This window comes from Blastocatellia bacterium, from assembly GCA_016713405.1.
Classification (GTDB): Bacteria; Acidobacteriota; Blastocatellia; order Chloracidobacteriales; family JADJPF01; genus JADJPF01.
The window spans coordinates 626,956-652,127 of the sequence record JADJPF010000003.1; the positions used below are offsets into that span (position 1 = coordinate 626,956).

Consider the following 25,172-nt stretch of genomic DNA (forward strand, 5'->3'; position numbering starts at 1 on the left):
AGGAATTTAGACTTTATATTTCGCCATTTTTTCGCTATAATTGCCCATCCTAAGAGAAAGATATTATTTTATGGAAATAAATCAACTTATTGAAATATTAAATAGCAATTATCCTAATGCCCGCTATGAACTGGACTGGGACACCCCCTTACAACTACTAATTGCAACTATTTTAGCTGCTCAATGTACGGATGTTAGAGTAAATAAAGTTACTAAAACGCTATTTCCAAAATATCAATCAGCACAAGCTTTTGTTGATGCAGATATTAATGAGCTTGAAGAGGTCTTAAAACCTACAGGATTTTTTAAGAAAAAAGCCCAACAAGTTAAAAATGTCTGCCAAGCTTTACTAACAAATTTTGGTGGTGAAGTTCCTCGTACAATGGAGCAGTTAATCACATTGCCAGGTGTTGCACGTAAAACAGCTAATGTAGTGCTAAACAACGCTTTTAGAATTCCATCAGGAATTATTGTTGATACACATGTTCATAGAATTAGTCCTAGAATGGGGCTAACCAAGGAAGGAAATCCAGAAACAATTGAACGTGCATTAATGAAAATAGTCCCCCAAAGCGAATGGGTGCAATTTGGCCCGGCAATGGTTTTACATGGTCGATATGTTTGTACAGCTAAAAAACCTAATTGTGTAGAGTGTGTATTAAAAGATATTTGCCCAAAAATAGGAGTTGAATAAACGATGAAAATTAATCTACCTGCCTCTTGGCAAAGTGTTCTTACAGAAGAGTTTAACAAGCCTTATTTTCAACAACTGGATAGTTTTGTTAGTGAAGAAAGAAAAAATCATACTATTTTCCCACCTGAAGAAGATGTGTTTTCAGCTTTTGAGCTTACCCCTTATGACAAGGTAAATGTTTTACTGCTAGGTCAAGACCCTTATCATGATGATAATCAAGCTCATGGCCTCTGTTTTTCAGTTCGTCCAGGAATTAAACCCCCACCATCATTAATTAATATGTATAAAGAGCTAAAAACAGATGTTAATTTCCGCATCCCTAATCATGGATATTTAATTGATTGGGCAAAACAAGGAATGCTAATGATTAATGCTGTTTTAACGGTTCGCTCATACTCCAAACTCCCACAAAGATAAGGGTTGGGAAAAATTTACTGATGCAGTAATTAGCAAAGTTAATGAAAAAACAGATCCAGTAGTTTTTGTTTTATGGGGTGGATATGCACAAAAGAAAGAAAAATTAATTAACAGTAGCCAGCATAAAATAATTAAATGTGCGCATCCTTCGCCACTTTCAGCCAGAAGCGGCTTTTTTGGAAGTAAAGTTTTTTCAAAAATTAATGAAACACTTGAATCTGTTGGAAAGCCGGCAATTAATTGGGAATTAGCCGACCTATAATTTTAATCAAAATAATAATCATTAAGTAAAAAAGCTATCTAGTTTTAGAAATTAGATAGCTTTTTTTGCTGCAAACAAAATTTACCTGGATTTTTTCTTGATGCTATAATCTGAGATTCTCTTTAATTAACAAATTCCGTTAAATAAGCCCTTGTTATAAATCAAAAATAAATTTTACTTAGATTGGATAAAACTTATGACTAGAAGAAAGTTTTTCTATTTGTTTTTTTCTGTCTTGTTAGCTTTTTGCTCAATTTTTCCAGTGCTAGCACAAGACAAAGTTTTTACACCTGAAACAGTTCTTACCATCAGAAATATAGTTGATGCACAAATCTCACCAGATGGTGCAAATATTGCTTTTCAGGTCAGCCGCCCAAGAACTGATGCAGAAGGCCCGGGAACAGCAATTAGCGAAATTTGGATGATGTTAAAAGGCGGTCAACCAACGCGCTTTACTTATAATGAAAAAAGTGATCGAGCAATTCAATGGGCAAAAGATGGCAAATCTTTTGCGTTTCTTTCTCAACGTGGAACGGTTGCACAAACTCAAATTTATCAGATTTCTTTAGATGGTGGCGAAGCTCAAAGAATTTCTAAAACTACGGCTTCAATTAATAATTTCAAATGGTCGCCAGATGGCAACAAAATAGCTTTTTTAATGACAGATGTAAAAAGCGCAGATGAGCTTAAAAATGAAAAAGAAGGAAAAGACTGGGTAGTTGCAGATAAAAACTATAAACATACCCGACTTTACTTATTAGATCCTAAAACAGGCGAGCATAAGCTAGTTACTCAAAAAGACATGACAGTTCATGACTTTGACTGGTCGCCAGATGGCAAAGAGTTAATTTTAGCTGCGTCTGATACACCTACAATTGATGATCAATTTATGAAAAGCAAACTACTTGTTCAATCTGTTGATGGTGGAGATGCAAAATTACTAGTTAAAACAGAAGGAAAACTTCTTTCTCCGCGTTGGTCGCCAGATGGTAAATGGGTTTCTTGGTTAGGGGCTGTTTCTTTTAATGATCCTTTTGCTGGTAGTGTTTTTGTTGTTTCCTCTCAAGGTGGAGCAGCAGAAAATTTAGTGCCAGGTTTTATAGGTTCTGCTACGTCTTTAAGCTGGCTGGCTCCAAGCACAGTTGTTTTTACTGCTACAGAACGTCAAGTTAGCACATTGACCACAATTACTTTACCTGCAAAAGCAAAAACAGTCGTTAACAACCAAGAGCTAGCCTTTAGCTCAAATCCAAGTTTTACTAGCGATGGAAAAACCTGGGTAATTGCTGCTAACACACCAAAACATCCAAATGAAATTTTTATTAGCGAACTAACAAGTAAACAAGCTAATAAACTGACTAATTTTAATCCTCAACTTGCAGGTCTTAAGCTTGGTGAACAAGAAGTTATTAAATGGAAAAGTAGCGTTGATGGACTAGATATTGAAGGTGTAATTGTTAAGCCTGTTGGTTTTGAAAAAGGTAAACGCTACCCATTAGTTATGCAGCCTCACGGAGGCCCGGAAGCAGCAGAGCTAAACGGTTGGTTTGGTTCTTATTCACGTTGGGGGCAAGTTCTAGCAGGTAAAGGTTATATAACTTTTTATCCAAATTATCGCGGTAGCATTGGACGTGGTGTAGATTTTTCTAAAGCTGATCATCGTGATTTAATGGGTAAAGAATTTCAAGATATGGTTGATGGTGTAGATTATTTAGTTAGCCAAGGAATGGTTGATCAAAACCGTGTTGGTGTTGGTGGTGGTAGCTATGGTGGTTATACTTCAGCCTGGGCCGCTACTGCTGGTAGCAAACGTTTTAAGGCTGCTATTGCTTGGATGGGTATTAGCAATTGGCATAGTATGACTGGAACCTGTGAAATTTTCTTAGAAAATTCTACTGTCCATTGGGATTTAATGATGTATGACAACTACCAAATTTATTTTGACCGTTCTCCAATTGCCCATGTTAAAAATGCTAATACTGCTACTTTAATTATTCACGGCGCACAAGATACCCGCGTTCCTATAGGTCAATCTCAAGAACTTTACACAGCATTAAAATATAAAGGTGTTCCAGTAGAATTTGTTACTTATCCCCGCGAAGGTCATGGTGTAGGCGAAAAAGCCCACCAATATGATTTTATGCAACGTGTCTTTGGTTGGTTTGATAAATATTTACAATAAACTAACTATAGCAAAATCAATAGTTACAACTAGCCCAGCAAAAACACTGGGCTTTAATTTTTTATTTACAATTTGCTTGTACTAGTTTAGTGTATGGTGTATAGTGACACTATACACTTTTTGAAGTTGGTACTAAAAATATGTTTATAACAATTGATGAAAAAGATCGGCGGCCAATTTATCAGCAAGTAGCGGACGAAATTAAAGAACTAATTGCGCGAGGGGAGTTAAGCGAAGGGGCACCACTTCCACCAGTAAGACAAGTTGCTGCTAATTTAGGGGTAAACCTAAATACCATTGCTACAGCTTATCGGGAGTTACAACGAGAAGGCTTTATCACTGTCCGACATGGTGCAGGTGCAGTAGTTATATCAACAAAGGTTAGCAATAATGAACAAGATGAACTTCGTCGCCCGCTTCGTTCAGCATTGACTCAACTGGTACTAGCAGGACTATCTAGCACGGAAATTTTAGAGATAGTCACGCAGGAATTAAGGCAGTTAATCCAGGGAGGGAAATAAGATGTCTAACTTAATGATTTTTGGGGGTTATTTGATCTATTTATGCTAGGTATTCTTCTTTATATGCCAATTATGCGTAAGGAAGAGGCTTTTTTTTGGCACTAAAGTTAGTGAGGAAACCTATTCTACCGTTGGGCGAAAAATACATACTCGCTATTGTATTTGGTTAATACTTAGTTTTATCCAAATTCAAGTTATAGGTTTGATAATATCGTTTTATCGTACAGATATGCCTTATGCAAGGCTAGTAGGACTACCAATATTTGTTGTTGCAGCAATGATTTTTTATGTAGTTTTTGCTCGTCAAGTTAAGCCTTTTCAAGTAATTGAAGAAAATCAACGCTTTGCAACATCATTAAAAGTGCGTCATTTAAGTGATTATACTAGTATAGGTTTAGAAATATTGATTGGGTTAACTATAGTAATTCCTATGTTAATTTTGATTTATTATTACCCATTATTGCCTGATCGTATTCCAGTACATTGGGATTGGAAAGGGAATCCAGATCGATGGGCTGAGAAAAATTTCTTTTCAGTTTTTACGTTGCCCGTAGTGATGATTTATTTTCAAGGGATGTTTTGGCTAATTAAATATGGCCTAACACAAGTTAAAATGATGTTACCAGCAGAACATACAGCAGAATATTTAGCCGCTAAAGAAGAAGGTTTACGGGTGACTATGAGTTTGATGGATCAAATTCGCTTGCTACAAAGCATTTTATTTGGTGGGCTTTCCTTAAATATCTTGTCTGGAATTTTAAGCGGAGGTTTTTCTATAAAATGGATTTTAGGTTTAGTCGTAGTTTCAGATATGTTTATTTTGCTTATTTGTGCTTATAACATTTATAAAATGATGAAGATAGAAGATAGACTTAAAGCTATAGCAGGAAAAACTTATGTTCAACGTGAAAGCGATGCAAATCAATGGTATGCAGGCGGGCTTTTTTACTATAACCCAGATGATCCAGCATTGTTTGTAGAAAAAATGGTAGGTTATGGCTATACAATGAATTTTGCCAATAAACAAGTTTATCTCTATATTGGTTATGGGCTGTTATTGCCTGTTGGATTAGCTTTATTAGGAATTTTAGGAAAACTCTAAACTATGCGCTTTCAAGTTAAAACTAAAGGTCATCATGATTTTATTGATATTACTGATAAAGTAGCATCACTAGTGAAACAATCCGGTGTAAAAGATGGTATAGCACTAGTTTTTGTTCCCGGCTCAACCGCCGCTATTACCACTATTGAGTATGAAAGTGGTGTGATTGAAGATTTAATAGATGTTTTTGAGTCTCTAGCACCAGAAAACGCTAATTATAAACATCATGAAAGATGGGGCGATAGTAATGGCGCGGCTCATATTAAATCTGCTTTAGTTGGAACAAGTTTTACTGTGCCAATAGAAGGCGGACATTTAGTTTTAGGCACTTGGCAACAAATTGTTTTAATTGATTTTGACGAACGGCCTAGAACCAGAGAAATTGTAGTTAAAATTGTTGCTTCTATAGCTTAAAATCTTAGTCTAAGCCATTTATTATCAATAACTAAAAAGCTCAACATCAATTGATGTTGAGCTTTTAGTTTTATAGTGTATGAATTTTGTCTAAAAATAATCTAAATTATTTTTAGACAAATATTAGACAAAAGCTTGACAAACATTAAAATAACTTATACTATCCAGCCTGTTAACAACATATGACAAAAAATAAGGGAGTGTTAAAGAATGGGATTACCAGAAACATCATCGATGGATCAAAACATGCTAGAGCAATCACTTAAGCATATGTGGAATGACATACAAAGGTTAATGGCAGAAAATCAAAGGCTTAAAGAATGTTTAGCATCTCTTGGAAGATGGGATCTTATAAATCCACCAAATATAGAAAATAGCACTCAACCACAATTTTCAGTTACAGCAGAAGGAAGTAAAACCTTCCCAGCAAAACCATTAAATAACATTCCTGTAGTAGTAGAAAATCCTTCTTTAGCTCCTGTTAAAAATAAACTATCTCTTATGCAAGCACTCAATGCCACATATCAAACAAGTCAAACCGCAATAGCTCCAGCAAAAATAGATACAGGTAGACTACCAAATATAGATGTAGGGCTTGTCAAACAGTTAACAGTTGAACAATTAAATAATCTTCCTTACGGAGTTGTTACAGTTGATAGAGATGGGATAGTGCTTTCCTACAATGACACAGAAAGCCGTTTGGCAGGAGTACCAAGGGAAAGAGTTTTAATGAGGAACTTTTTCAAAGATGTTGCTCCTTGTACCCAAGTAAAAGAATTTGAAGGACGCTTTCAATCTTTTGCAAGAGGTGAAAGTAGAGCTATAGAAGAATTTGATTTTGTTTTTAATCTTCCATCAGGAACACAATATATAACTATTATTTTTACTCCAGGTCGCGCACGAGGAACTATAAACATAGTTATGACACGTCGCTAAAGCTTGTAAATTCAAATAATTAAGGAGAAACAATGTCTATACCTACAATTGAAAGCATAAATGAAATGCTAAGAAGTGATAAAAATTTTACTCAAGAAAGTCCACAAGAATTATTAGAAAAAGCTTGTTATGAACTTCCAAACATTGATGGTGTATTTTTGTTTGACCCAGAAGGTAGCACTTTTGCTTGTGCAGGTAGCCAAGCAACAAATGATGCTGCCATTCAAGCTTTAGTTGGAGGTCTTATCCAGCTTGCAGACCGCACTTCAGGCGATCTTGGCAGAGGAGCATTAAATCATATCGCGCTTCAAGGGCAATTAGGCTTTATAGTAGCAACAATACTAGATAGTGGTTATACGTTAGTTGTATTAGGTAGTAATGAAGCTCGTTTAGGGTTGCTACTTCATGATTTAGAGTGGATAGGCTCTAAAATATCGCCTCTTTTAATATAAGTAAAACAAAGCAGATGTTGAGTAACTAAAAAAATTATTTGGAGGAAAATAATGATAGAAATAGACCTTTATAGCCTATCAGCAATTGCAGCCCTTAGCACAGGTGTAGCAATGAGTAGCCTTTGGTTTTATGCTAGTAAATTACTAAAAAGCGAGCGGCAACAACGTCAAAAATTAGAACAAGAATTAAATAAAACAAAGGAATTAGAAAGATGGTTACGCTTAGATATTTCTGAGTCAAAAGCGGAAAACAAAAGGTTAAAAGCCCTTTTTGAAATACCTACATTACCCAACAAAGTAAATTATAATGAAAAATGGTCATCTTTAGCTCAAGTTTTTGAGTCACAACTAGCCCGGTTAGGCTGTGAGTCAAGAGATGTAATTTCTGCTGTTGGGTCAATGAAAACAGCCTTACCCATTGCAATGGAACAATTAAATGGTTCAGCCGCTAGACTTTATGTAGCCGCAGCCGTTTCAACAATGAATGCTGCAGACATTATAGCCAAAGAAATAGGCAAAATCTTACAGCTAAAAAAAGAATCTTCTGCTTTACAGGTGACAGTAGAAATTGAAAATGAATTAATGTTAAGAGTTGCTAGATTAGACACGCAAAAAGATGGTTTAGTGCTTTTATGTATTGGAAAACAAGCAAGATTAAATGAAACTGCTTGGATGCGTACAATGATGACGCTACACAATGCACCAGAATTAATAGGTAAAAGCTTGATGCAAGAAAGCTCAAAAACTAGTAGTTCACAAGTCCCTGAATTACCTATAGTAAAAGGTCTATCTCTTCCATATTCCTTAATTACTTCTTTATCACGTGCAGGGATCTCTAATGTAATTTTCTATTCAGACGCAGATGAGCAAGTTCAATCAACCAATTGGGTAAAACAAATATCCGAATCATTAAGACGAATACCAAAAAACCAAAATGCAAATGTATCTTTTAGAGTTAGGTTGTTTGATATGCCAGAAACGGAAATTGTTATAAATAAAGTACCTAACGGATGGCTAGTAATTCAAACAGATTTAACAAAACCTGAGCCTTGGCGTTTGATTGATCAAGTAATGGGGTTTTTGCGATTTAAGAGTCAAGCTAGTTCTGTTGCCGTTTGATTAAATTCTTGATTGTCAATAAGTTAAAAAGCGAGCAATTAATTTCAACTGCTCGCTTTTAACTTTTAGGCTGTTTTAGAAAGCGTTTGCGCCAGCTTCGGCTACGGCGTGATCTTGTTCTCCAGATCCACCACTAACCCCAATAGCACCAACAACTTTACCATCTCGTTTTAGCGGAATACCGCCAGCAAATATCATTATCCGGCCATCATTAGAAGCATGAATGCCAAAAAATTGATTACCTGATTGGCTATGTGTAGCTAAATCTTTGGTAGCAATATCAAATGCCTTGGAGGTGTAAGCTTTTTTTATGGAAATATCAATACTGCCAATCCATGCACCGTCCATTCTGACATGCGCTACTAAATTACCGCCGCTATCGGCTACAGCAATATTCATTGGTTGGCCTATTTCGGCTGCTTTTGCTTCTGCGGCAGCAATTACTCGTCTTGCATCGCTAAGAGTTACCATTTTTTCTCCTTAAGAAGTAATTAAAATAAATTTTGTTTTAATTTAGAATGGCAGTTAATTTAGCAAAGTTTATTTGTTTTGACGAGGCACCCTTATTGCCACTTTGCCTTGTTTTGTTTGTGTCAAGACAGCAAAATCAAACTATTATTTAATGATTTTTGGTGAAATATGCCTTTTGTATCTGTAACAAGATTAAGAGTAAGCTCAATTAAACATTTATTGCCTTTTATGCTTTATAACTTTAGGGCTACAAGCCAAATTAAACGATCAGAAGGCTTTCTAAAAGGTAAGTTAATGATAGGACGTAAACTTACTTTTTGGACAATGACTTTATGGCAAGATGAGCAAAGTATGAGAAAGTATAGAAATACAGGCGCACACCTTAAAGCAATGCCAAAACTAATCAAGTGGAGCAATGAAGCCTCTGTAGTAAGTTGGACTCAGCAAACAAATGATCTACCTAGTTGGCAACAAGCTTATCAACAATTACAAAAACAAGGCAGACTATCAAAAGTAAATAATCCAACAAAAAATCATCTTACTAAACAGATAGAAAAGCCTAACGATAAAAATTTACTGGAAAATGAGTTGTATCCAAGATAAATCTAAGAATTAACTCACGTGTAAGATTATTTAGTAATTTATAGTAATTAAAATTTTAAGGAGTAGAAATGCAGGAAGATATTAAAAGTTTAATCCCTACTTTTGAGTTTAACCGCCGTCAATTTGTAGTAACAAGTTTAGTTGCTGGATTTGCTCTAGCCGTTCAACCTATTTCAGCCCAAACTATTACAACAGATACAGAAGGTTTAATTGCTGGTGAAGTAAAAATTCCTACTAAAGATGGAGACATGCCAGCTTATCGAGCGATTCCAAAGACAGCTAAATCTGCACCAGTTGTTTTAGTTGTACAAGAAATTTTTGGTGTACATGAACATATTAAAGATATTTGTCGCCGTTTTGCTAAACTTGGTTATTTGGCTGTTGCTCCTGAGTTATATGCCCGTCAAGGCGATGTATCAAAAATAGAAAATATTCGAGAAGTAATCACACAAGTAGTTTCTAAAGTTCCAGATCAGCAAGTTATGTCTGACCTAGATGCCACGGTTGCTTGGGCTGAAAAGTCTGGCAATGGTGATACAAGCAAATTAGGCATTACAGGCTTTTGCTGGGGCGGTCGTATAGTTTGGCTTTATGCTGCTCATAGTCCAAAACTAAAAGCAGGTGTAGCCTGGTATGGTCGCCTAGTTGGGGATGGTACAGAACTACAACCTAAACACCCAATTGATTTTGTCTCAGACCTTAAAGCCCCTGTGCTTGGTTTATATGGTGAAGATGACCAAGGCATTCCTGTAGAAAGCGTTGAAAAAATGCGTGAAGCCTTGAAAAAAGCTAATAAACCATCAGAAATTATTCTTTATCCTAAAACTCCACATGGTTTTCATGCTGACTATCGCCCAAGTTACCGCAAAGAACAAGCTGATGAGGGTTGGAAACGCCTCCAAGAATGGTTTAAGAAAAATGGGGCTGCTTAAAAATTAATTAAATATATTTGCTTAAAAATAATAGGGCAGATGCCCTATTATTTTTTCTCGCTTAATGGAAAGATATAAACCATTTGACCTATTTGGTTATAAGCTAAGTTATGTTCTTTAAATACTTTTTCTAGCACTTCAGCCCAAGCTTGATCTTCAACTTTAACAGTTACTTTTTCATTAGAAATAGATTGATGAAGGCTAAAGCTGAATTTATAGTTATCTGAAACAAAACGTAACATAGAATCTAATGTTACATCCTTAATATCTACAGTAATTAACTCGCTTTTAAAGCCTGGATCACCAAAATATTTCTTTTGACTTTTTTTCTTGTTTATAGGCAGTTTTTTAGTAATTTTTGAATCTTTATTTATAGATATATAACATTTATTATCTACTAGTTGGTAGGAAATATTATGAGCTTCTAGAACTGCTCCTAAAACCTCTGTCCAAGGCACATCAAAAGCCTTAACAGTAAGCTTAATTTCTGGTAGTTCTTCATTAAAAATAAACTGAATTTTGTAGTTATCACCAACAAAATTTAATAGATCTTTTAGCTTTACATCTTTAATATCTATACTAATTAGATCACTTGTTTCTTCTGCAATATAGTTAAAACTATTGGTACTTTTGGGTGTCATAGCAAAACTATTGCTAAATACAAATGTTACTAAGAAGATCACGCTAAATAATCCTGCTACATAATTTTTATTAATTAAATGTCTTTTCATTTTCAAAATCTCCCTATATAATTTAATGTGTTCTCAACCAACAAGGCGGAAATAAAACTTAAAACGGGCCATTATTTCGGAAAAATTTTTTCAAATTTTACAGATTTTAATTATGAGTACAAATGTCACAGAATTATTGCGGGCTTGGGGACAAGGTGATCAAAAAGCTTTAGAACAATTGTTTCCCTTGATTTATGATCAATTGCGGTATTTAGCAATTAACCGATTTAAGAAAGAGCGTAAGGATCATACCTTACAACCAACTGCGCTAGTTAATGAGGTTTATCTACGCCTTGTTGACTGGCAAAATGTAAGTTGGCAAAATCGCGCACAATTCTTTGCTATTGCTGCACAACTAATGCGAAATGTTTTGGTAGATTATGCTAGAAATCAATTAGCGGCTAAACGAGGTAGCGGTAATAAGCTGTATATTGCTGATTTACCAGAAATTGTTGCTGAAAGGGGAGTTGATTTATTAGCTTTAGACGAAGCTTTAACAAGTTTAGAAGCAATAGATCCTGAGCAACATAAAATAGTTGAGCTACGTTACTTTGCAGGATTAACAATTGAAGAAACCGCAGAGGTTTTACAAATGTCTCCTACAACGGTAAAAAGAGAATGGAATATGGCAAGGGCAGATGGCTCTTAAAGCAGTTACATCATAAGGAAGTTTTATGACCCCTGAACGTTGGAAACAAATTAAAATGATTGCCCAAGATGCTTTAGCCTCACCTACAACAAAACGAGAGGCTTTTATTAATAATGCCTGTCAAGGTGATTTAGAACTAAGAAAAGAAATAAATTCTCTGCTACATTTTCATAATGAAGTAGGAGAATTTTTAGAGCAACCTTTGATTGAGCTAAGCAGCATAAAAACTGCTCCATCAGTTGTAAGACAACTTTTAAGCCCAGGGACTCTTTTACAACAGCGTTATTTAATAATGGAGCAAATCGGTCAAGGCGGTATGGGAGCAGTTTATAAAGCACAAGATAAACGTCTAAACAATGTTGTAGCACTAAAGCAAACCATTGTAACAGGCGAACGTTTGCGCAAAGCTTTTGAACAAGAAGCACAACTACTTGCACAACTTCGACATGCTGCTTTACCTGTTGTTATAGACCATTTTTATGAGCCTCAAGGCCAATTTTTGGTAATGGAATTTATTGATGGCAGCACTTTATCTGAGCTTTTATCAAAGCAAAAAGAACCATTTAAGCAATCTCAAATTCTTGTTTGGACAAAACAATTGCTAGAAGTTTTAGATTATCTACATAGACAGATACTGCCCGTTATTCATAGGGATATTAAGCCAAATAACTTAAAGTTAAATGAACGTGACCAAATAATATTGCTAGATTTTGGTTTAGCTAAAGGACTCTCAACAAATATTGATAATAGTAGCGTTGCAGGTTATACACCACATTTTGCACCCTTAGAACAAATTAACGGTTCTGGAACGGATTGCCGCACAGATCTTTATTCTTTAGCTGCAACAATTTATAACTTAATTACAGGTCATAAGCCGCCAGATGCTACATTTAGAGCCGCAGCAATGCTAAATGGCGAGCCAGACCCGCTAAAAGCAGCAAATTTAATTAATAAAGAAATTGATCCAAATTTTGCACAACTACTTTGTGAATGCTTGTCACCAAATATTAATTTACGTCCCAAAAGTGCTAGAACAATGTTAGCTAAACTAGAATCTTTGCAACTCTATGATAATGAGACAATTGCGACTCAAATAAAAGATACTATTAATCAAAGTGAGTCAAAAACTAGGGGTTTAGCAAAGTCTCAAGAAACTGTAAAGCTGCCTAAAAATATTTCTCCAAAATTGACTAGCAAATTAAGCAAAAGAAAAGTTTTTTATTCAGCCTTTAGCTTATTGATGTTATTAATATTGTTTTTTAGCTTTAATGCAGTTCCAAGCTTAACAAGTATAGCTAATAATGCTAACAAGTTAGAAAATAACCAAATGTTAGCAAAAACTGCGAATAATTCACCAAATAACAACACACCTACACCACTACCAGAAGATGCTAAACAAGGCTTAGATTTTGGCAAACCAGGTTTTAAGGCTAATCCAATTAGTGTAGATATTAGAGAGGTAGATGTATATGACTTGTTAAAATTTCTTTCTGAAAATTATGGCTTAAATTATGTGGTTGATGAGTCTGTCCCAAAAATGAAAGTATCAATGAAAGTTAATGATGTGCCTTGGGATAAAGCTTTAATTTCTGTACTTGAAGCTAATAATCTAGGTTATAAAGTAGAAGATACAATATTATGTATTTTTCTTAAATCAAATAGAGGTTTAGAAAAAGACTCAGAAAGAAAAAATAGCAAATCAAAAAATACACTTAAAAATTAATTTAATAGGTTGTTAAACACTTGGTAAATATAAAATATAAACGAGTAAAATTGATTTGTGAGTAAGCAAAAATATGAGTAGAGAAATTAGAGAACAAACATCGCTAAAAACATTACCAATAGCACTAGATGTAAATACAATGGGAATGACAGATGAACAATTTTATAAATTGTGTAGAGCAAACAAAGAATTAAAACTTGAACTAACAGCACAAGGAGAACTGATTATTATGGCTCCGACAGGCTCTTTGACAGGATGGAGAAATGCAAAAATTACTCACTATCTAACAGCTTGGTCAGAAAAAACTGCTAATGGATTAACTTTTGATTCTTCTACAGGATTTGTTTTACCTAATGGAGCAAAACGTTCTCCTGATGCTTCTTGGGTTAGACAGGAAAGATGGGATTGTCTTTCTGAAGAAGAAAAAGAAGGTTTTGCTCCTATTTGTCCAGATTTTGTTGTTGAACTGCGTTCTGCTGATGATGTTTTGTCTAAATTACAAGAAAAAATGCTTGAATATATTGAAAACGGGGCTAAATTGGGATGGCTTTTTGATCCTAAAAATAAAAATGTTTATATTTATCAACCAAACCAGCCTGAAGAATGTTTACAAAACCCTGAAACTATTTCGGCTGATCCTATTTTGCCGGGTTTTACTTTAAAACTAAAAAATATTTGGTAATTTCTTGTTACAAACGTTCAACTATCCACCATAAAGGTTTTTACTTAATCAATCTATGAAAAATATTTTAACTTTAATAACTTTAATTTTAGTTTTTAACCTTTTTAGCTTGTCTGCTGTTGCTCAAAAAACAAAGCCAGCTAAAACAAAATCTAATAATGTAATAACAACAGAGACAATAAAACCAACAGAAAAATCAACACCAAGAATGGTGATAAAAAAACTTGATGAGAATGGAAGAGATATAGAGCTTTGGCAAAAGGCTTTACAAATCCACCGTTCAGCCATAGTTATAGACACTCATAATGATATAACTTCACCAATGGTTGATGAAGATTATGATTTGGCTACACCATCTGAAGGAAAATTTCATACAGACCTAAAACGAATGCAAAAAGGTGGAATGACGGGCGAGTTTTTTTCTATTTATGTTAGCCGAAGCTATGCTAAAGAAGGCGGTGCAGCGCGTCGAGCATTAGATATGATTGATTCTGTCTACCGACAAGCGGAACGTCATCCACAAAAATTAATAATGGCATATTCTGCTGCTGACATCCGCAAAGCTAAACAACAAGGCAAAATCGCTGCATTAATGGGCATTGAAGGCGGCCATGCAATAGAAAATTCTTTGATGTCGCTAAGAGCGTTTTACCGTTTAGGTATTCGCTATATGACACTAACTCATAGCAATACTAATGACTGGGCTGATGCTTCAACCGATGCAGCACAACATAACGGACTATCAGATTTTGGTAAAGAAGTTGTCAAAGAAATGAACCGTCTAGGAATGCTGATAGACGTTTCACATGTTTCAGATAAAACCATGCAAGATGCTTTAGAAATCTCTACTGCACCAATCATTGCTTCACACTCTTCAGCAAAAGCTTTAGCCAATCATCCGCGAAATATTCCTGATGATTTGCTACGAAAAATTGCTAAAAATGGTGGTGTTGTAATGGTCAACTTTTTTAGTGGCTTTATTGACCAAAAATATATTGATACTAGAAAAGAACGTAACGAAAAATTAAAAACACAGCTAGAAGAACTCGACCAACTTTATAAAAATGACTCTAAAAAATTAGCTGAAGAACGGAAAAATTACTTGCAACTATTCCACTGCCAAAACCCCTTTATCCGTTTTAATTGACCATTTTGATCATATTATCAAAGTTGCAGGAATTGACCATGTTGGCATAGGCTCAGACTTTGACGGCGTTCCAGACCTGCCAGAAGATATGCAGGATATTGCACAATTGCCTAGTATTACTTATGAACTCTTAAAACGTGGCTATAGCGAAGCAGATATTCGCAAAGTATTAGGAGAAAACTTTTTAAGAGCCTTTGCACAAGCTGAAAAAGTTGCTAAAACTTCTAGTCGTCAAATTAGCGGCCAAGGTAGCTTACAACGTTTAAAAATAGAGAAAAAATAAAATTATGAGCAATGATTTACACTACAAAAAACTAGAAAATCTCTATCATAATGCACAATGTAACGAATACTACAAACCAGCTATTAAGATTTTTGAAGCTAGAGCAGAATTAATAATTCCTGTGCAAGAAAAGTTTTTTCATGCCGCAAATGCTGTTCATGGTTCAGTCTATTTTAAGACTTTAGATGATGCTGCATTTTTTGCTTGTAATTCTTTGGTGACAGAATACTTAGTTTTAACAGCAAATTTTAATCTTTATTTGCTTAAACCTATTTCTACAGGGGTTTTAATGGCTACTGGAAAAGTGCTTAACAATTTGGGAAGTTCTTTTGTTGCTGAGTCGGTTTTGTATAACTCACAAGACGAAGAAATTGCTCGTGCAACAGGAACATTTGTAAAAAGTAAAATTAAATTAACTGAAGAGATGGGATATAAATAATTTTAGGAGGCTAAAAAGTTGGTAGAACTTTACACAGTTGCATTTCCACGCTTATTAAAAAGGATGTTCCAAGAGTATGAGAAAGAAGGAAAAATATTTGATTTACCAAAAAGTAAATTCTACTATCCAGACAGCAAACTAGATTTTAGCGTCTCATTGCATGATTTAATGGCTGGAACTCCCGTCGGGCCGGCAGCAGGCCCACAAAGCCAACTAGCTCAAAATATTGTACTTTCCTGGTTAGCAGGTTCACGAATTATTGAACTTAAAACCGTACAAATTAATGATGAATTAAAAATTCCTCGACCTTGTATTGATGCTACTAATGTTGGTTACAATGTTGAATGGTCACAAGAATTAAAACTTCCTGTCTCACTCCAAGAATATGTTGCAGGCTCAATGTTAATTGAGATTTTACGCCGAGCAAATATTATTGATGGCACATCAGGCGCGGCAGGTGAAACTATTTATGATATGAGCGTTGGCTATGATTTGGCTGGAATTAAATCTGAGCAAGTTTGTGCTTGGATGGAACAGATGCGTAATGCTAGCAAAATTATTGAACAACTCCGCGAGCAAATCCCAGCAGAATTTAGCGAATTTCGAGATATTGATTTTAATAGCCAAATTAGCAATTCCATTACACTTTCTACTTTTCATGGCTGTCCTGCTAATGAAATTGAAAAAATTGTTGAATTTTTACTTGACGAATTAAATGTTCATACAATTATAAAAATGAACCCTACACTACTTGGAAAAGAAGCAGTAGAGCATCTTTTACACGATGTAATGGGTTATCAAGAAATTAGTGTTACACAAGAGGCTTTTGATAAAGATTTACAGTTTGATCAAGCCTTAGAAATCTGTGATCGATTAGGAAAAATAGCTGCAAGAAAAGGTAAAAAATTAGGTGCAAAATTTTCTAACACTCTAGTAGTACGTAATCATCGAAGTTTCTTTAGTGATAAAGAAATGTATTTATCTGGCGCACCTTTACATATAATTACATCAAATTTAGTTAAGAAATTTCGTGCTGAGGTGGGCCCAGATTTTCCAATTTCGTTTTCTGCTGGCATTGAGCAACATAATTTTCCTGATGCTGTTGCACAAGGTTTTGTTCCAGTCACAACTTGCACTGACTTACTACGTCCGGGCGGTTATGGTCGTTTGCCAGCCTATCTAAAACGCTTAGGTCAACAAATGCAAACTTTAGGCGTTGATAATATTGGCGATTATGTTATCAAAGCGGAAAATCATGGCTTAAAAGCTATTGAAACAGAAGTGTTAAATTTGTCTGAAAAATTAGGCGACTCTTGGCAACAATTTAGCAGCGAGCAACAAGACTTAATTAATAATTGGACAAAAAATTTATTTAAGTTAGCTGAAAATAAACTAACTGAAACTAGTGTAAATGGTTCTCTAAAACAGCTTTTTGCAGAGGAAGTTTCTGCTTTTACAACAAAGCTAGAATCTTCACAACCTACAATGGTATCTAGTTTATTGCCGCTAATGTCGGGACTTTATCAATCAATAGTAAGTCGTGCTGCTTGGCTTAACACGCAAACAATTGTCCCAAGACTTACAACAGATATTCGTTACACAAAGCAAAAAAATTCAGCTATACCTAAAAAAATAGGTTCTCAACTTTGGCTTTATGACTGCATTAATTGTGATAAATGTATTCCTGTTTGTCCAAATGACGCAAATTTTGTTTATGAATTAAAGCCTTTAGAAACTCAAGGCACGCTTTATCAAATTGATAGGGAAATTATTAGCTCTACAACTAGTCGGACGTTAAAAATCACAAAAACACATCAAATAGGAAATTTTGCAGACTTCTGCAATGAATGTGGAAACTGCGATGTTTTTTGCCCTGAAGACGGCGGGCCTTATATAGAAAAACCTCGCTTTTTTGGCTGGCTTGAAACTATGCGTCTGCATAGTAAACATGATGGTTGTTATTTTGAACGTGATGAAAAAGAAGATAAAGTTTATGGGCGTTTTGCTGGTCAAGATTATTTGCTAACTGTAGCACGAGCAGAAAATAAAGCTAATTTTACTAATGGAAAATTAGCTCTGGTATTTGATAAAGAAACAGGTAATTGTGAGAAAGTGGAAAAGCTCGCTGATGCTCAAACAGGCGACAGGTTGGACACTTATTATTACTATGTGCTTTCATCGCTTTTAGATGCAGTTATGAATAGCGGTAAAATAAATTATCTCAATATTCAATAAGTTTTAGTAAAAGAAAGTTTTTACCAAATTTAAGAATAAAAACTTGCAAAAATACATCTACCAAAATATTAAAATTCCTGTTTGGAGATGGTTTTTTATGCTTTCTAAATTTGTTTTAATTTTATGCTTAGTTTTACCTGCTTATACAAACTATAAAACAATAGAAGTAAACATAGATGTTGCTATTGATGATTTATATTATCAAGATAAAATTATTCGTGATATTGGCTCAAATAATTTACTAGAAGTTGCTTGCAAGTCAAACCAAGCTAAAGAATTGGTAATATAGGCTTTAGCAAAAGTCTTAAAAGATAAAAAGTTACTCACTTATCAAAAAGAAATTAGATATAAAACCTACTATCAAGCGGTTTATCTATTAGGTGAGCTAAAAGCTATTACCGCATTAGATTTACTAGTAAATAATTTAGATTACACAATTGATCAAAATAGCATTACAGAAAACTACTATCCTGCTTTAGATGCAATAGTAAAAATAGGTGATGTGGCAGTCCCCAAATTAGCAAGAAGTTTATTAGAAGATAAAAATATTATCATTAAAACTAACATTATCCGTGTTTTAGATAAAATTCATACAAAAGCAGCACAACAAGCTTTAGAGCAAACTTTAGCAGTAGAAAAAAAATCTACAACTACAACACTACATTCAAGTTATACTAAATAACTGGGATGCAATATAAAATTTGGCAACTGGTGAAGGAATAAACTACAGTTTTGTCATATTATAAAAGATATAAACTTAGCGGAGAACTTCAATTTTATGATAAAGAAAGTTTTTTCTATTTTATTTACCTTTTTTTTAACTTTTAGCCTACAAATTAAAGCTTTATCTTCAACTACAACCAAAGTAGACAACAAACCTTTAACATTTTCTTATGAAATTTATGATCAAGTCACACAAACATATGTTAATGAGCGTGGACAAGTTGACTATAAAGCTCTTAAGGCTAATCTCTCAACTTTACAAGCATTTATAGATTTGCTAGCTAAAATTAGTCCTGAAAATAGCCCAGAACTTTTTCCTAGCCCAGAAGAAAAGAAACGCTACTATTTAACGGCTTATAATGCTTTAGTAATGTTTTATGCTGCTAATGCCTATCCTGATAAACACGTGCTTTGGAGTAAGTTAGGCTATTTTAAGGATAAAGACATTGTTTTAGGCGGGCGCAAGATTTCATTAAATTATTTAGAACACGAAATTATTAGAAAACAATTTCTTGACCCTAGAATACATTTTTATATTAATTGTGGTGCAAATAGCTGTCCTCCAATTAAAAAAGGAGCTATTGCTAAAAATAAAACAGAAGATGAGTTAGAAAAAGCTGCTACAGAGTTTATTAATAGTGCCGATAATGTGCGTGTAGATACGGCTAGCAACACACTTTATCTTTCTAAAATTTTTGATTGGTTTGAGCAAGATTTTATTACTTACCTAAAAGCAAAACGAGGGCTTTCTAATCCGCATATTTCTCAATATGTTGCACTTTATCTTAATGAGTCGGATAATAAAAAACTGTCAACCATTCCACTTAGCAAGCTAAAAATCAAGCATTTACATTATGACAAAGACCTTAACGAACAATAACTAAATATTTAAGATTGTCCTGCACTAAATTTTGATAAAAATAATTGTCAAAACCTAGTTGCAGGACAATTATTTAGACCACAAAATTACGCTATGATTTGACCTACAGCAGAGACAATTTTATCTTCAGGAGGGAAATCATCACCAGTTTTTTCAATTATTTTTTTATTATCAATCCAAACTGTAAATTCGCCGCGGTTTCCTGGGGTAAGAGTAGTTGTTAAGTCGAAGTTATCTTTTAAGGTTTGTGCCACACTGGCAGCATAAGGATAATAGTTTCACATTACACAATAACGAATTTCTGCTTGACTCATTAAAATAGTTCCTTTCAAAAATAAAAATCCTAACATTAACAATATCGATTTTCTTCAAATTTTTAAAAACGCTTTTGCGGTAATCTGCCAAAGTTTTCCAAAAATCCTAAAATAAAGAAAACTATTTTTATTGCCTTTTGGTCTTATAGGCAAAACTTCCTTAATTAAATTTTAATAAAAAATTTGGAGACTATTTTATGAGGTTAAGAAAATTACCTATTTACTTCCTATTATTGATTTTACTTTTTGCCTACTCTTTAACTAATGCTAATGCACAGGTTTTAAGCGAGCCTGTAACAACTGAACAAGGATTAGTTCGCGGAGAATTACTAACAAATACTATTGTTTTTCGTGGTATTCCATATGCACAACCCCCCGTTGGTGATTTGCGCTGGAAAGCTCCCCAACCTGCTATTGCAAGAGCGCAAACACTAGATGCAGTTAAGTTTGGTGAGCGTTGCTGTCAATTTGGCCCGCCGGACGGAAATATTTTAGGCGGTACAAGGTCTTTTATGGGCAGTGAAGACTGTTTAACGCTAAATATTTGGACACCAAAGACTAAAGAAAGCACTTTACGCCCAGTTATGTTTTTTATTCATGGTGGTGGAAATGTCCAAGGTTCAAGCATAAATCCTCTTTATGATGGTCAAAATTTGGTAGAACAAGGCGGAGTTATTATTGTAACAATTAATTATCGCCTAGCCCAACTAGGCTTTTTGGCCCATCCCCAACTTAGCAGCGAAGATAAAAATAGTAGTTCTGGTAATTATGGTTTGTTAGACCAAATTATGGCTTTAGATTGGGTAAGAGCCAATATTGCTAACTTTGGCGGTGATCCCAATAACATAACTATTTTTGGTGAGTCTGCTGGCGGGTTAAATGTGTCTTGTTTAGTCGGTTCGCCACTAGCCGCCGGAAAATTCCATCGTGCAATTGTTGAAAGTGGTGGATTTGGCGTTAATGTCCCATTGAAAGACCCAGCTAATTCTTCACAAGTACAAAGCGCAGAAGAATTTGGAGTAAAATTTGTCAAAGAAGCAGGTTGTGATAGGTCTTCTGACCCAATAGCATGTTTAAGAAGTAAAGCGGCAGAAGATATTTTTAAGATTCTTACGGGCGAAGCGGGGGTCTTAAATAGATTTGATGGAAGTACAGTTTACGGGCCAAATGTTGATGGCTATGTCTTAAAGGAAAGTCCAATAGTTGCTATACAAAATAACCGTCATAACAATGTGCCAATTATGATTGGGACAAATAAAGATGAAGGCACAATATTTACAGTTGGCTTGTCAGTTGATACAAAAGCTGGTTATCGTAAGGCTGTAAAGTCTCTCTTTCCAGGCTTTAGCAAAGAAATCTTAAAACAATATCCTATACAAGATTTTGGCAGTCCAAGAAATGCTTTTAATGCAATAATTACAGATATAACTTTTGTTTGTCCCTCTCGTTGGGCTGGCCTTATGGCTTCAGTTAATCAACCTAACACTTATGTTTATAGCTTTACAAATGTATTTGATTTTCCACAAACAAAACAATTTGGAGCTTTTCACGGGCAAGAGTTACTTTTTGTTTTTAATAATTTCCTTAACATTCCACCAAATCCGGGCCAAAGACAGTTGGCCTCAACTATGCTTAAATACTGGACAAACTTTGCTAAAACAGGTGATCCAAATGGAGTAAGTTTACCAAACTGGCCTCGTCACAGCCTTCAAGCAGACCTTCATCAAGTTTTAGATCCAAATATTTCAACACAAAGCGGGCTAAGAAAAGAATTTTGTGAATTTTTCAACCAACTTATTTTAGGTGCTGATAACAAAGCTTGTGGTGGTTGAGTCAGAATAAAAAATAGTTAGTTTTATCTAACAAGAACTTTAGCCTTGGCAATAGTTGCCAAGGCTAAAGTTTTTATACTTTTGGCGGCCACAACGCCGCAACGCTGCGTAGATGAGGCAGGTTTCTCTTTAACTTTAGCCAGAAGTTTTTAAGAAAATAAAGTTAAATAAAGATTGCTAAATAAAATATAAGAAGGTATAATAGTAAGCAAATATTAACTATAGAAATAATAGTATGGCAGCAAACAAAACAATAATAAAACAACTAGAAAGCAAAAAAGTAGAAGCAGTAAGAGAAACGCGCAAACTCTACAATGAAGCGATAAAGTTTTATTTTGAGTTGCTGCAAGACCACCAAGGACTATTAGAGCTAGCCACAAAGCCATTACTAACAGAATTAGAAAAACTAACAGTAGAAACACTCTTAAACCCAACACCAGCGTTTCCATTACCTTGGAAACTGCCAGCAATGTTTCGCCGAAGTGCAATAAATGCAGCTATTGGACAAGCTCGCTCTTTTCACTCGAATTTAGAACGTTGGCACAAAAAGTAAGAAAAAGCTCAAGCTAAAGGAAAGAAATTCTTTCTGTAAAAATCCTGTGGTTAAGCAGCAATGAAGGAGATTCCAGAGTCCCTCACCTAAGCTCACGACCTTTAACCCAAAGACTTAGAACCGGGACACCAAGACATAGAGTTGTCTTTCTGGCGTTTGCCAATAACCTGATCACGCCCTTTTCCTCGCCAGAGCCAATGCGAAGCCTGCTTGCGACGCTCATAGTCATTTCGCCTGTGGCAGAAGATAAGAAATCAACTCTTCTAATTTTTACGGAAGTTTGCCAGACCTACCTTCCACGGGAGGAATTACTTCTAATGTGACCTTTCCCAATAAAGGGAAAATAAAATTCGATGATGGGTTTTCTTCTTTATTGCGTCAATCATAGAAAACCTTCTTCTCAGATGATACCAATCTGGTTATAGTAATTGTTGTGTCCATTAGCCAACTATTACGATGCTCTTTGCCTGTTGTTGCCCTATAGGTAGGCAGATCTGCTTGAATGCTCATTCATTAGCTCACTTTTACTACTTCTTCTAACTTACTAATTCATTTGCTTTTTATCGGTTCCTGCTATTAGGTATATGAGCCATCTTTTTGCTCTACATTACTATTGGGCTCTAGTTTTTGCAACTTCTTTGCCTCGTTTGGCTTTTGTTCCTTTAACTATAATCCCTCATCAAATATCAACACTTCTTCTGCTTTGCATCATAAATATTTCTCGTGTTTCTTTTTGGCATTTTTCCTTTCTTTAATCTTTGAGTACTATCTGTTGTTGGGCTTGGCTTATCTCTTCTGCTTTTGCTTTTACCATTAACCATATCCGTCGGCACAACTTTTGTCCTGTGTTTTCTTTTGATTAATTTTCTACTTCTTCATAACTCAGCGATTACTATAATATGCCGCGTATTCTGCCAATCCATCACTTACGTATCCTTCTTGCTTGCCCTGTTATGCTTAGTAATCTTCTCCGTTATCAAACCTTTGTCCTTGAACTTAAATTTTCCTGTGGGGTTTTGATTTCTATTTCCTTGTTCCATTGGTTTAATTCGCTTTTTTCTCTTGCTCTTGTGCCTCATCATACTCTTGTTCTTTTGGCAAACTGCTTCTTTTGAATTTTTCTGCCTCTATTTCTAACAAACTTCCTTGCCTACTTCAACTCACTCCTATTTCTTGCCTTCTTTATTTTCTAGCATTATTTTTATCTTTGCCATTTTCATCCTCTGGGTTTTCTCTCAGGTTTACTTTATGGCATCCAACTATCACAGGATTTTTACGAAAGAAGAAATTGCGAACGACCACCCCAACCACCAAAGGAATTTAACCAACACCAGTCCGGTTATTTAGGAATGTACCAAATAATAAACCAAGAATATGTTTTACTTAAGCTATATACAGGAGAGTCTTGGATATGGGTTTAAATACCAAATGAAAGGTAGAGACTTTCCTATAGGCTTCAAACAAATAAGCCCAAAATTAGTATTAAGAGGAAAGAAAATACTACTACACATTTCATTTGAGAAAAAAATAAAAGTTCAAAGTATAAAAAATCAAGTAAATAAGGATACTGAAAATGAATTAGTAATATGCTCAGTAGACTTAAACATTAACAACAATTTAGCAATATGCCGAATACTAAAAGCAGACGGCACACCTCTAGCCTCACGATTTATAGCGGGAGGAAAAGCTAGTAGTGGCCGTAGGAAGCGCGCTTTAGGTAGAGTGGCAAAGAAAAGGAGAAAGACTGCTACCTTACGTAAAAACGAGCAAGATAATAAGAAGCAATGGAAGTATATAAGGGACTTAGATAACTACGAAGCGCATCGTGTAAGCCGTCGCATTGTAGAGTTTGCCTGTGAGTATGGAGCAAAAGTAATAGTGTTTGAGCATTTAGGTAATTTTAAGCCACAAAAAGGCAAATACTCGCGTCGTGGAAATGAAAAACGTAGCTATTGGTTAAGGGGAAAAATATACCATTATACTCATTACAAAGCATATGAATTAGGAATACTTACCTCGCGTGTTAGTCCTCGTAATACTTCTAGACAATGTGCATACTGTGGAAAAGAAGTAGCACGTCATAACCGAAATGAAGAAGCTAATCAGTACACAGCAGGCGCACCGCTTTTTACTTGTCCAAATGGTCATCGTGGTAATGCAGACTTGAATGCAGCAAACAACATAGGCTTACGTTTATTTGCTCGTTTTAATAAAGAAGTTTCGCTCAAAAAGCCTGCTTTGAAAAAGGCAGGTGTTTCCCTTCTCTATACCGCCGAAGGGCAGGACAAGGGAGACGGGCAAGTGGCACCGCCCAGGTCAGCCGTAGTCTACTACGATAGCAATGAGGTCGCTCTCACGGGGCAAGGACTGCCGCTATCGCCTACACCGGCTCGCTTTAAGATCCCTGAGTAACCACATAGAAGTCTCGGCTTCGTACAAAAGAAGCCATCGCACTTCAGTGCGTGTGGAGTGTCACTTTAGGTATAAGTGTTTGACAACTTGACAGATATAGTTAGTGATTGGTAAACTCTGCGATCTTTAACACTCCATAATTTGGCCGACTATTTTTAAGGAGAAATTTTTATGGCATCTTATAATGGCCTACCTGTTCCTGAAGATGGGGCAAAAATAACAATCACTGATGGCAACTTAAATGTTCCAAATAATCCAATTATTCCTTTTATCGAAGGGGATGGTACTGGTCGAGACATCTGGAAAGCTTCTAGCCGAGTTTTTGATGCTGCTGTAGCAAAAGCTTATAACAATGAACGTCGTGTTGTTTGGTATGAAATCTTTGCTGGTGAAAAAGCTTATACTCAATTTGGTGAATGGCTACCACAAGATTCTGTTGACGCAATTAAAGAATTTTGTGTTGC

General features: G+C 35.2%; 27 protein-coding genes and 1 pseudogene. 25 read left to right on the plus strand and 3 right to left on the minus strand.

Translation table 11 applies throughout. The annotated features are described in order from the left end of the window. Positions 1-70: 70 nt before the first annotated feature. The 9 genes and pseudogenes from nth to IPK14_06215 all read left to right on the plus strand — a co-directional run bounded on the left by nth (position 71) and on the right by IPK14_06215 (position 8,099). A complete protein-coding gene (nth, locus tag IPK14_06175; protein ID MBK7993009.1) occupies positions 71-694 on the plus strand; it encodes an endonuclease III in 624 nt (207 codons plus the stop codon). Positions 695-697: 3 nt separating this feature from the next. Continuing rightward, a pseudogene (gene ung / locus IPK14_06180) lies at positions 698-1,373 on the plus strand (uracil-DNA glycosylase). A 196-nt stretch (positions 1,374-1,569) separates the two neighbouring features. Continuing rightward, positions 1,570-3,555, plus strand: coding sequence for a S9 family peptidase (locus IPK14_06185; GenBank protein MBK7993010.1), 1,986 nt, complete (start codon positions 1,570-1,572; stop codon positions 3,553-3,555). A gap of 140 nt (positions 3,556-3,695) precedes the next feature. Next, positions 3,696-4,076: a GntR family transcriptional regulator gene (locus IPK14_06190; protein ID MBK7993011.1), complete on the plus strand. Its 381-nt coding sequence runs from the start codon at positions 3,696-3,698 to the stop codon at positions 4,074-4,076. Between the two features lie 202 nt (positions 4,077-4,278). After that, positions 4,279-5,178: a DUF1648 domain-containing protein gene (locus tag IPK14_06195; GenBank protein MBK7993012.1), complete on the plus strand. Its 900-nt coding sequence runs from the start codon at positions 4,279-4,281 to the stop codon at positions 5,176-5,178. A gap of 3 nt (positions 5,179-5,181) precedes the next feature. Beyond that, on the plus strand, positions 5,182-5,592 hold the full coding sequence (locus tag IPK14_06200) for a YjbQ family protein (GenBank protein ID MBK7993013.1): 411 nt from the start codon (positions 5,182-5,184) through the stop codon (positions 5,590-5,592). A 210-nt stretch (positions 5,593-5,802) separates the two neighbouring features. Beyond that, positions 5,803-6,528, plus strand: a complete 726-nt coding sequence (locus IPK14_06205; protein MBK7993014.1) for a PAS domain-containing protein — start codon at positions 5,803-5,805, stop codon at positions 6,526-6,528. Between the two features lie 32 nt (positions 6,529-6,560). Then, entirely contained in the window at positions 6,561-6,980 is a 420-nt protein-coding gene (locus tag IPK14_06210; protein MBK7993015.1) for a roadblock/LC7 domain-containing protein, read from the plus strand. A 51-nt stretch (positions 6,981-7,031) separates the two neighbouring features. After that, on the plus strand, positions 7,032-8,099 hold the full coding sequence (locus tag IPK14_06215) for a hypothetical protein (GenBank protein MBK7993016.1): 1,068 nt from the start codon (positions 7,032-7,034) through the stop codon (positions 8,097-8,099). 75 nt (positions 8,100-8,174) lie between these two features. Here the strand turns inward: IPK14_06215 and IPK14_06220 are convergent, their stop codons facing one another. Then, the gene (locus IPK14_06220) at positions 8,175-8,570 is read right to left on the minus strand and encodes a heme-binding protein (GenBank protein ID MBK7993017.1); all 396 of its coding nucleotides are present in this window, start codon (positions 8,568-8,570) and stop codon (positions 8,175-8,177) included. 168 nt (positions 8,571-8,738) lie between these two features. On the opposite strand from IPK14_06220, the gene IPK14_06225 reads away from it, so the two are divergent. Both IPK14_06225 and IPK14_06230 read left to right on the plus strand, forming a co-directional pair. Further along, positions 8,739-9,173: a DUF3291 domain-containing protein gene (locus tag IPK14_06225; protein ID MBK7993018.1), complete on the plus strand. Its 435-nt coding sequence runs from the start codon at positions 8,739-8,741 to the stop codon at positions 9,171-9,173. 68 nt (positions 9,174-9,241) lie between these two features. After that, positions 9,242-10,105 carry a dienelactone hydrolase family protein gene (locus tag IPK14_06230; GenBank protein MBK7993019.1) on the plus strand — a complete coding sequence of 288 codons (864 nt, stop codon included), beginning with the start codon at positions 9,242-9,244 and terminating at the stop codon, positions 10,103-10,105. A 47-nt stretch (positions 10,106-10,152) separates the two neighbouring features. Here IPK14_06230 and IPK14_06235 read toward each other — a convergent pair whose 3' ends face one another. After that, the gene (locus IPK14_06235; GenBank protein ID MBK7993020.1) at positions 10,153-10,836 is read right to left on the minus strand and encodes a hypothetical protein; all 684 of its coding nucleotides are present in this window, start codon (positions 10,834-10,836) and stop codon (positions 10,153-10,155) included. Positions 10,837-10,948: 112 nt separating this feature from the next. On the opposite strand from IPK14_06235, the gene IPK14_06240 reads away from it, so the two are divergent. The 10 genes from IPK14_06240 to IPK14_06285 all read left to right on the plus strand — a co-directional run bounded on the left by IPK14_06240 (position 10,949) and on the right by IPK14_06285 (position 19,597). Then, positions 10,949-11,485 (plus strand): sigma-70 family RNA polymerase sigma factor, encoded by a 537-nt coding sequence (locus IPK14_06240; protein MBK7993021.1) that lies wholly within the window; start codon positions 10,949-10,951, stop codon positions 11,483-11,485. A gap of 292 nt (positions 11,486-11,777) precedes the next feature. Further along, entirely contained in the window at positions 11,778-13,208 is a 1,431-nt protein-coding gene (locus IPK14_06245) for a protein kinase (protein ID MBK7993022.1), read from the plus strand. Between the two features lie 73 nt (positions 13,209-13,281). Then, a complete protein-coding gene (locus tag IPK14_06250; protein MBK7993023.1) occupies positions 13,282-13,890 on the plus strand; it encodes a Uma2 family endonuclease in 609 nt (202 codons plus the stop codon). A 55-nt stretch (positions 13,891-13,945) separates the two neighbouring features. Continuing rightward, positions 13,946-15,037, plus strand: coding sequence for a dipeptidase (locus IPK14_06255; GenBank protein ID MBK7993024.1), 1,092 nt, complete (start codon positions 13,946-13,948; stop codon positions 15,035-15,037). Next, a complete protein-coding gene (locus tag IPK14_06260; protein MBK7993025.1) occupies positions 14,973-15,320 on the plus strand; it encodes a membrane dipeptidase in 348 nt (115 codons plus the stop codon). Before IPK14_06255 ends, IPK14_06260 begins: the two co-directional genes overlap by 65 nt. Positions 15,321-15,324: 4 nt before the next feature. Next, positions 15,325-15,759: a PaaI family thioesterase gene (locus IPK14_06265; protein ID MBK7993026.1), complete on the plus strand. Its 435-nt coding sequence runs from the start codon at positions 15,325-15,327 to the stop codon at positions 15,757-15,759. Positions 15,760-15,777: 18 nt separating this feature from the next. After that, complete coding sequence (locus IPK14_06270; GenBank protein ID MBK7993027.1) at positions 15,778-17,994, plus strand: 4Fe-4S dicluster domain-containing protein; 2,217 nt, start codon at positions 15,778-15,780, stop codon at positions 17,992-17,994. Positions 17,995-18,091: 97 nt separating this feature from the next. Next, entirely contained in the window at positions 18,092-18,283 is a 192-nt protein-coding gene (locus IPK14_06275; GenBank protein MBK7993028.1) for a hypothetical protein, read from the plus strand. 213 nt (positions 18,284-18,496) lie between these two features. Next, entirely contained in the window at positions 18,497-18,676 is a 180-nt protein-coding gene (locus IPK14_06280) for a hypothetical protein (GenBank protein MBK7993029.1), read from the plus strand. Positions 18,677-18,772: 96 nt separating this feature from the next. Next, positions 18,773-19,597, plus strand: coding sequence for a DUF547 domain-containing protein (locus IPK14_06285; GenBank protein MBK7993030.1), 825 nt, complete (start codon positions 18,773-18,775; stop codon positions 19,595-19,597). A gap of 86 nt (positions 19,598-19,683) precedes the next feature. On the opposite strand, the gene IPK14_06290 is transcribed toward IPK14_06285, so the two are convergent. Beyond that, entirely contained in the window at positions 19,684-19,851 is a 168-nt protein-coding gene (locus IPK14_06290) for an Rdx family protein (protein ID MBK7993031.1), read from the minus strand. A gap of 257 nt (positions 19,852-20,108) precedes the next feature. On the opposite strand from IPK14_06290, the gene IPK14_06295 reads away from it, so the two are divergent. The 4 genes from IPK14_06295 to IPK14_06310 all read left to right on the plus strand — a co-directional run. Beyond that, positions 20,109-21,743 carry a carboxylesterase family protein gene (locus IPK14_06295; GenBank protein MBK7993032.1) on the plus strand — a complete coding sequence of 545 codons (1,635 nt, stop codon included), beginning with the start codon at positions 20,109-20,111 and terminating at the stop codon, positions 21,741-21,743. A 235-nt stretch (positions 21,744-21,978) separates the two neighbouring features. Beyond that, entirely contained in the window at positions 21,979-22,296 is a 318-nt protein-coding gene (locus IPK14_06300) for a hypothetical protein (GenBank protein ID MBK7993033.1), read from the plus strand. Positions 22,297-23,724: 1,428 nt separating this feature from the next. Then, positions 23,725-24,708, plus strand: a complete 984-nt coding sequence (locus tag IPK14_06305; GenBank protein MBK7993034.1) for a transposase — start codon at positions 23,725-23,727, stop codon at positions 24,706-24,708. A gap of 171 nt (positions 24,709-24,879) precedes the next feature. Next, a partial coding sequence (locus tag IPK14_06310) for an NADP-dependent isocitrate dehydrogenase (GenBank protein MBK7993035.1) occupies positions 24,880-25,172 on the plus strand: 293 nt, incomplete at its 3' end.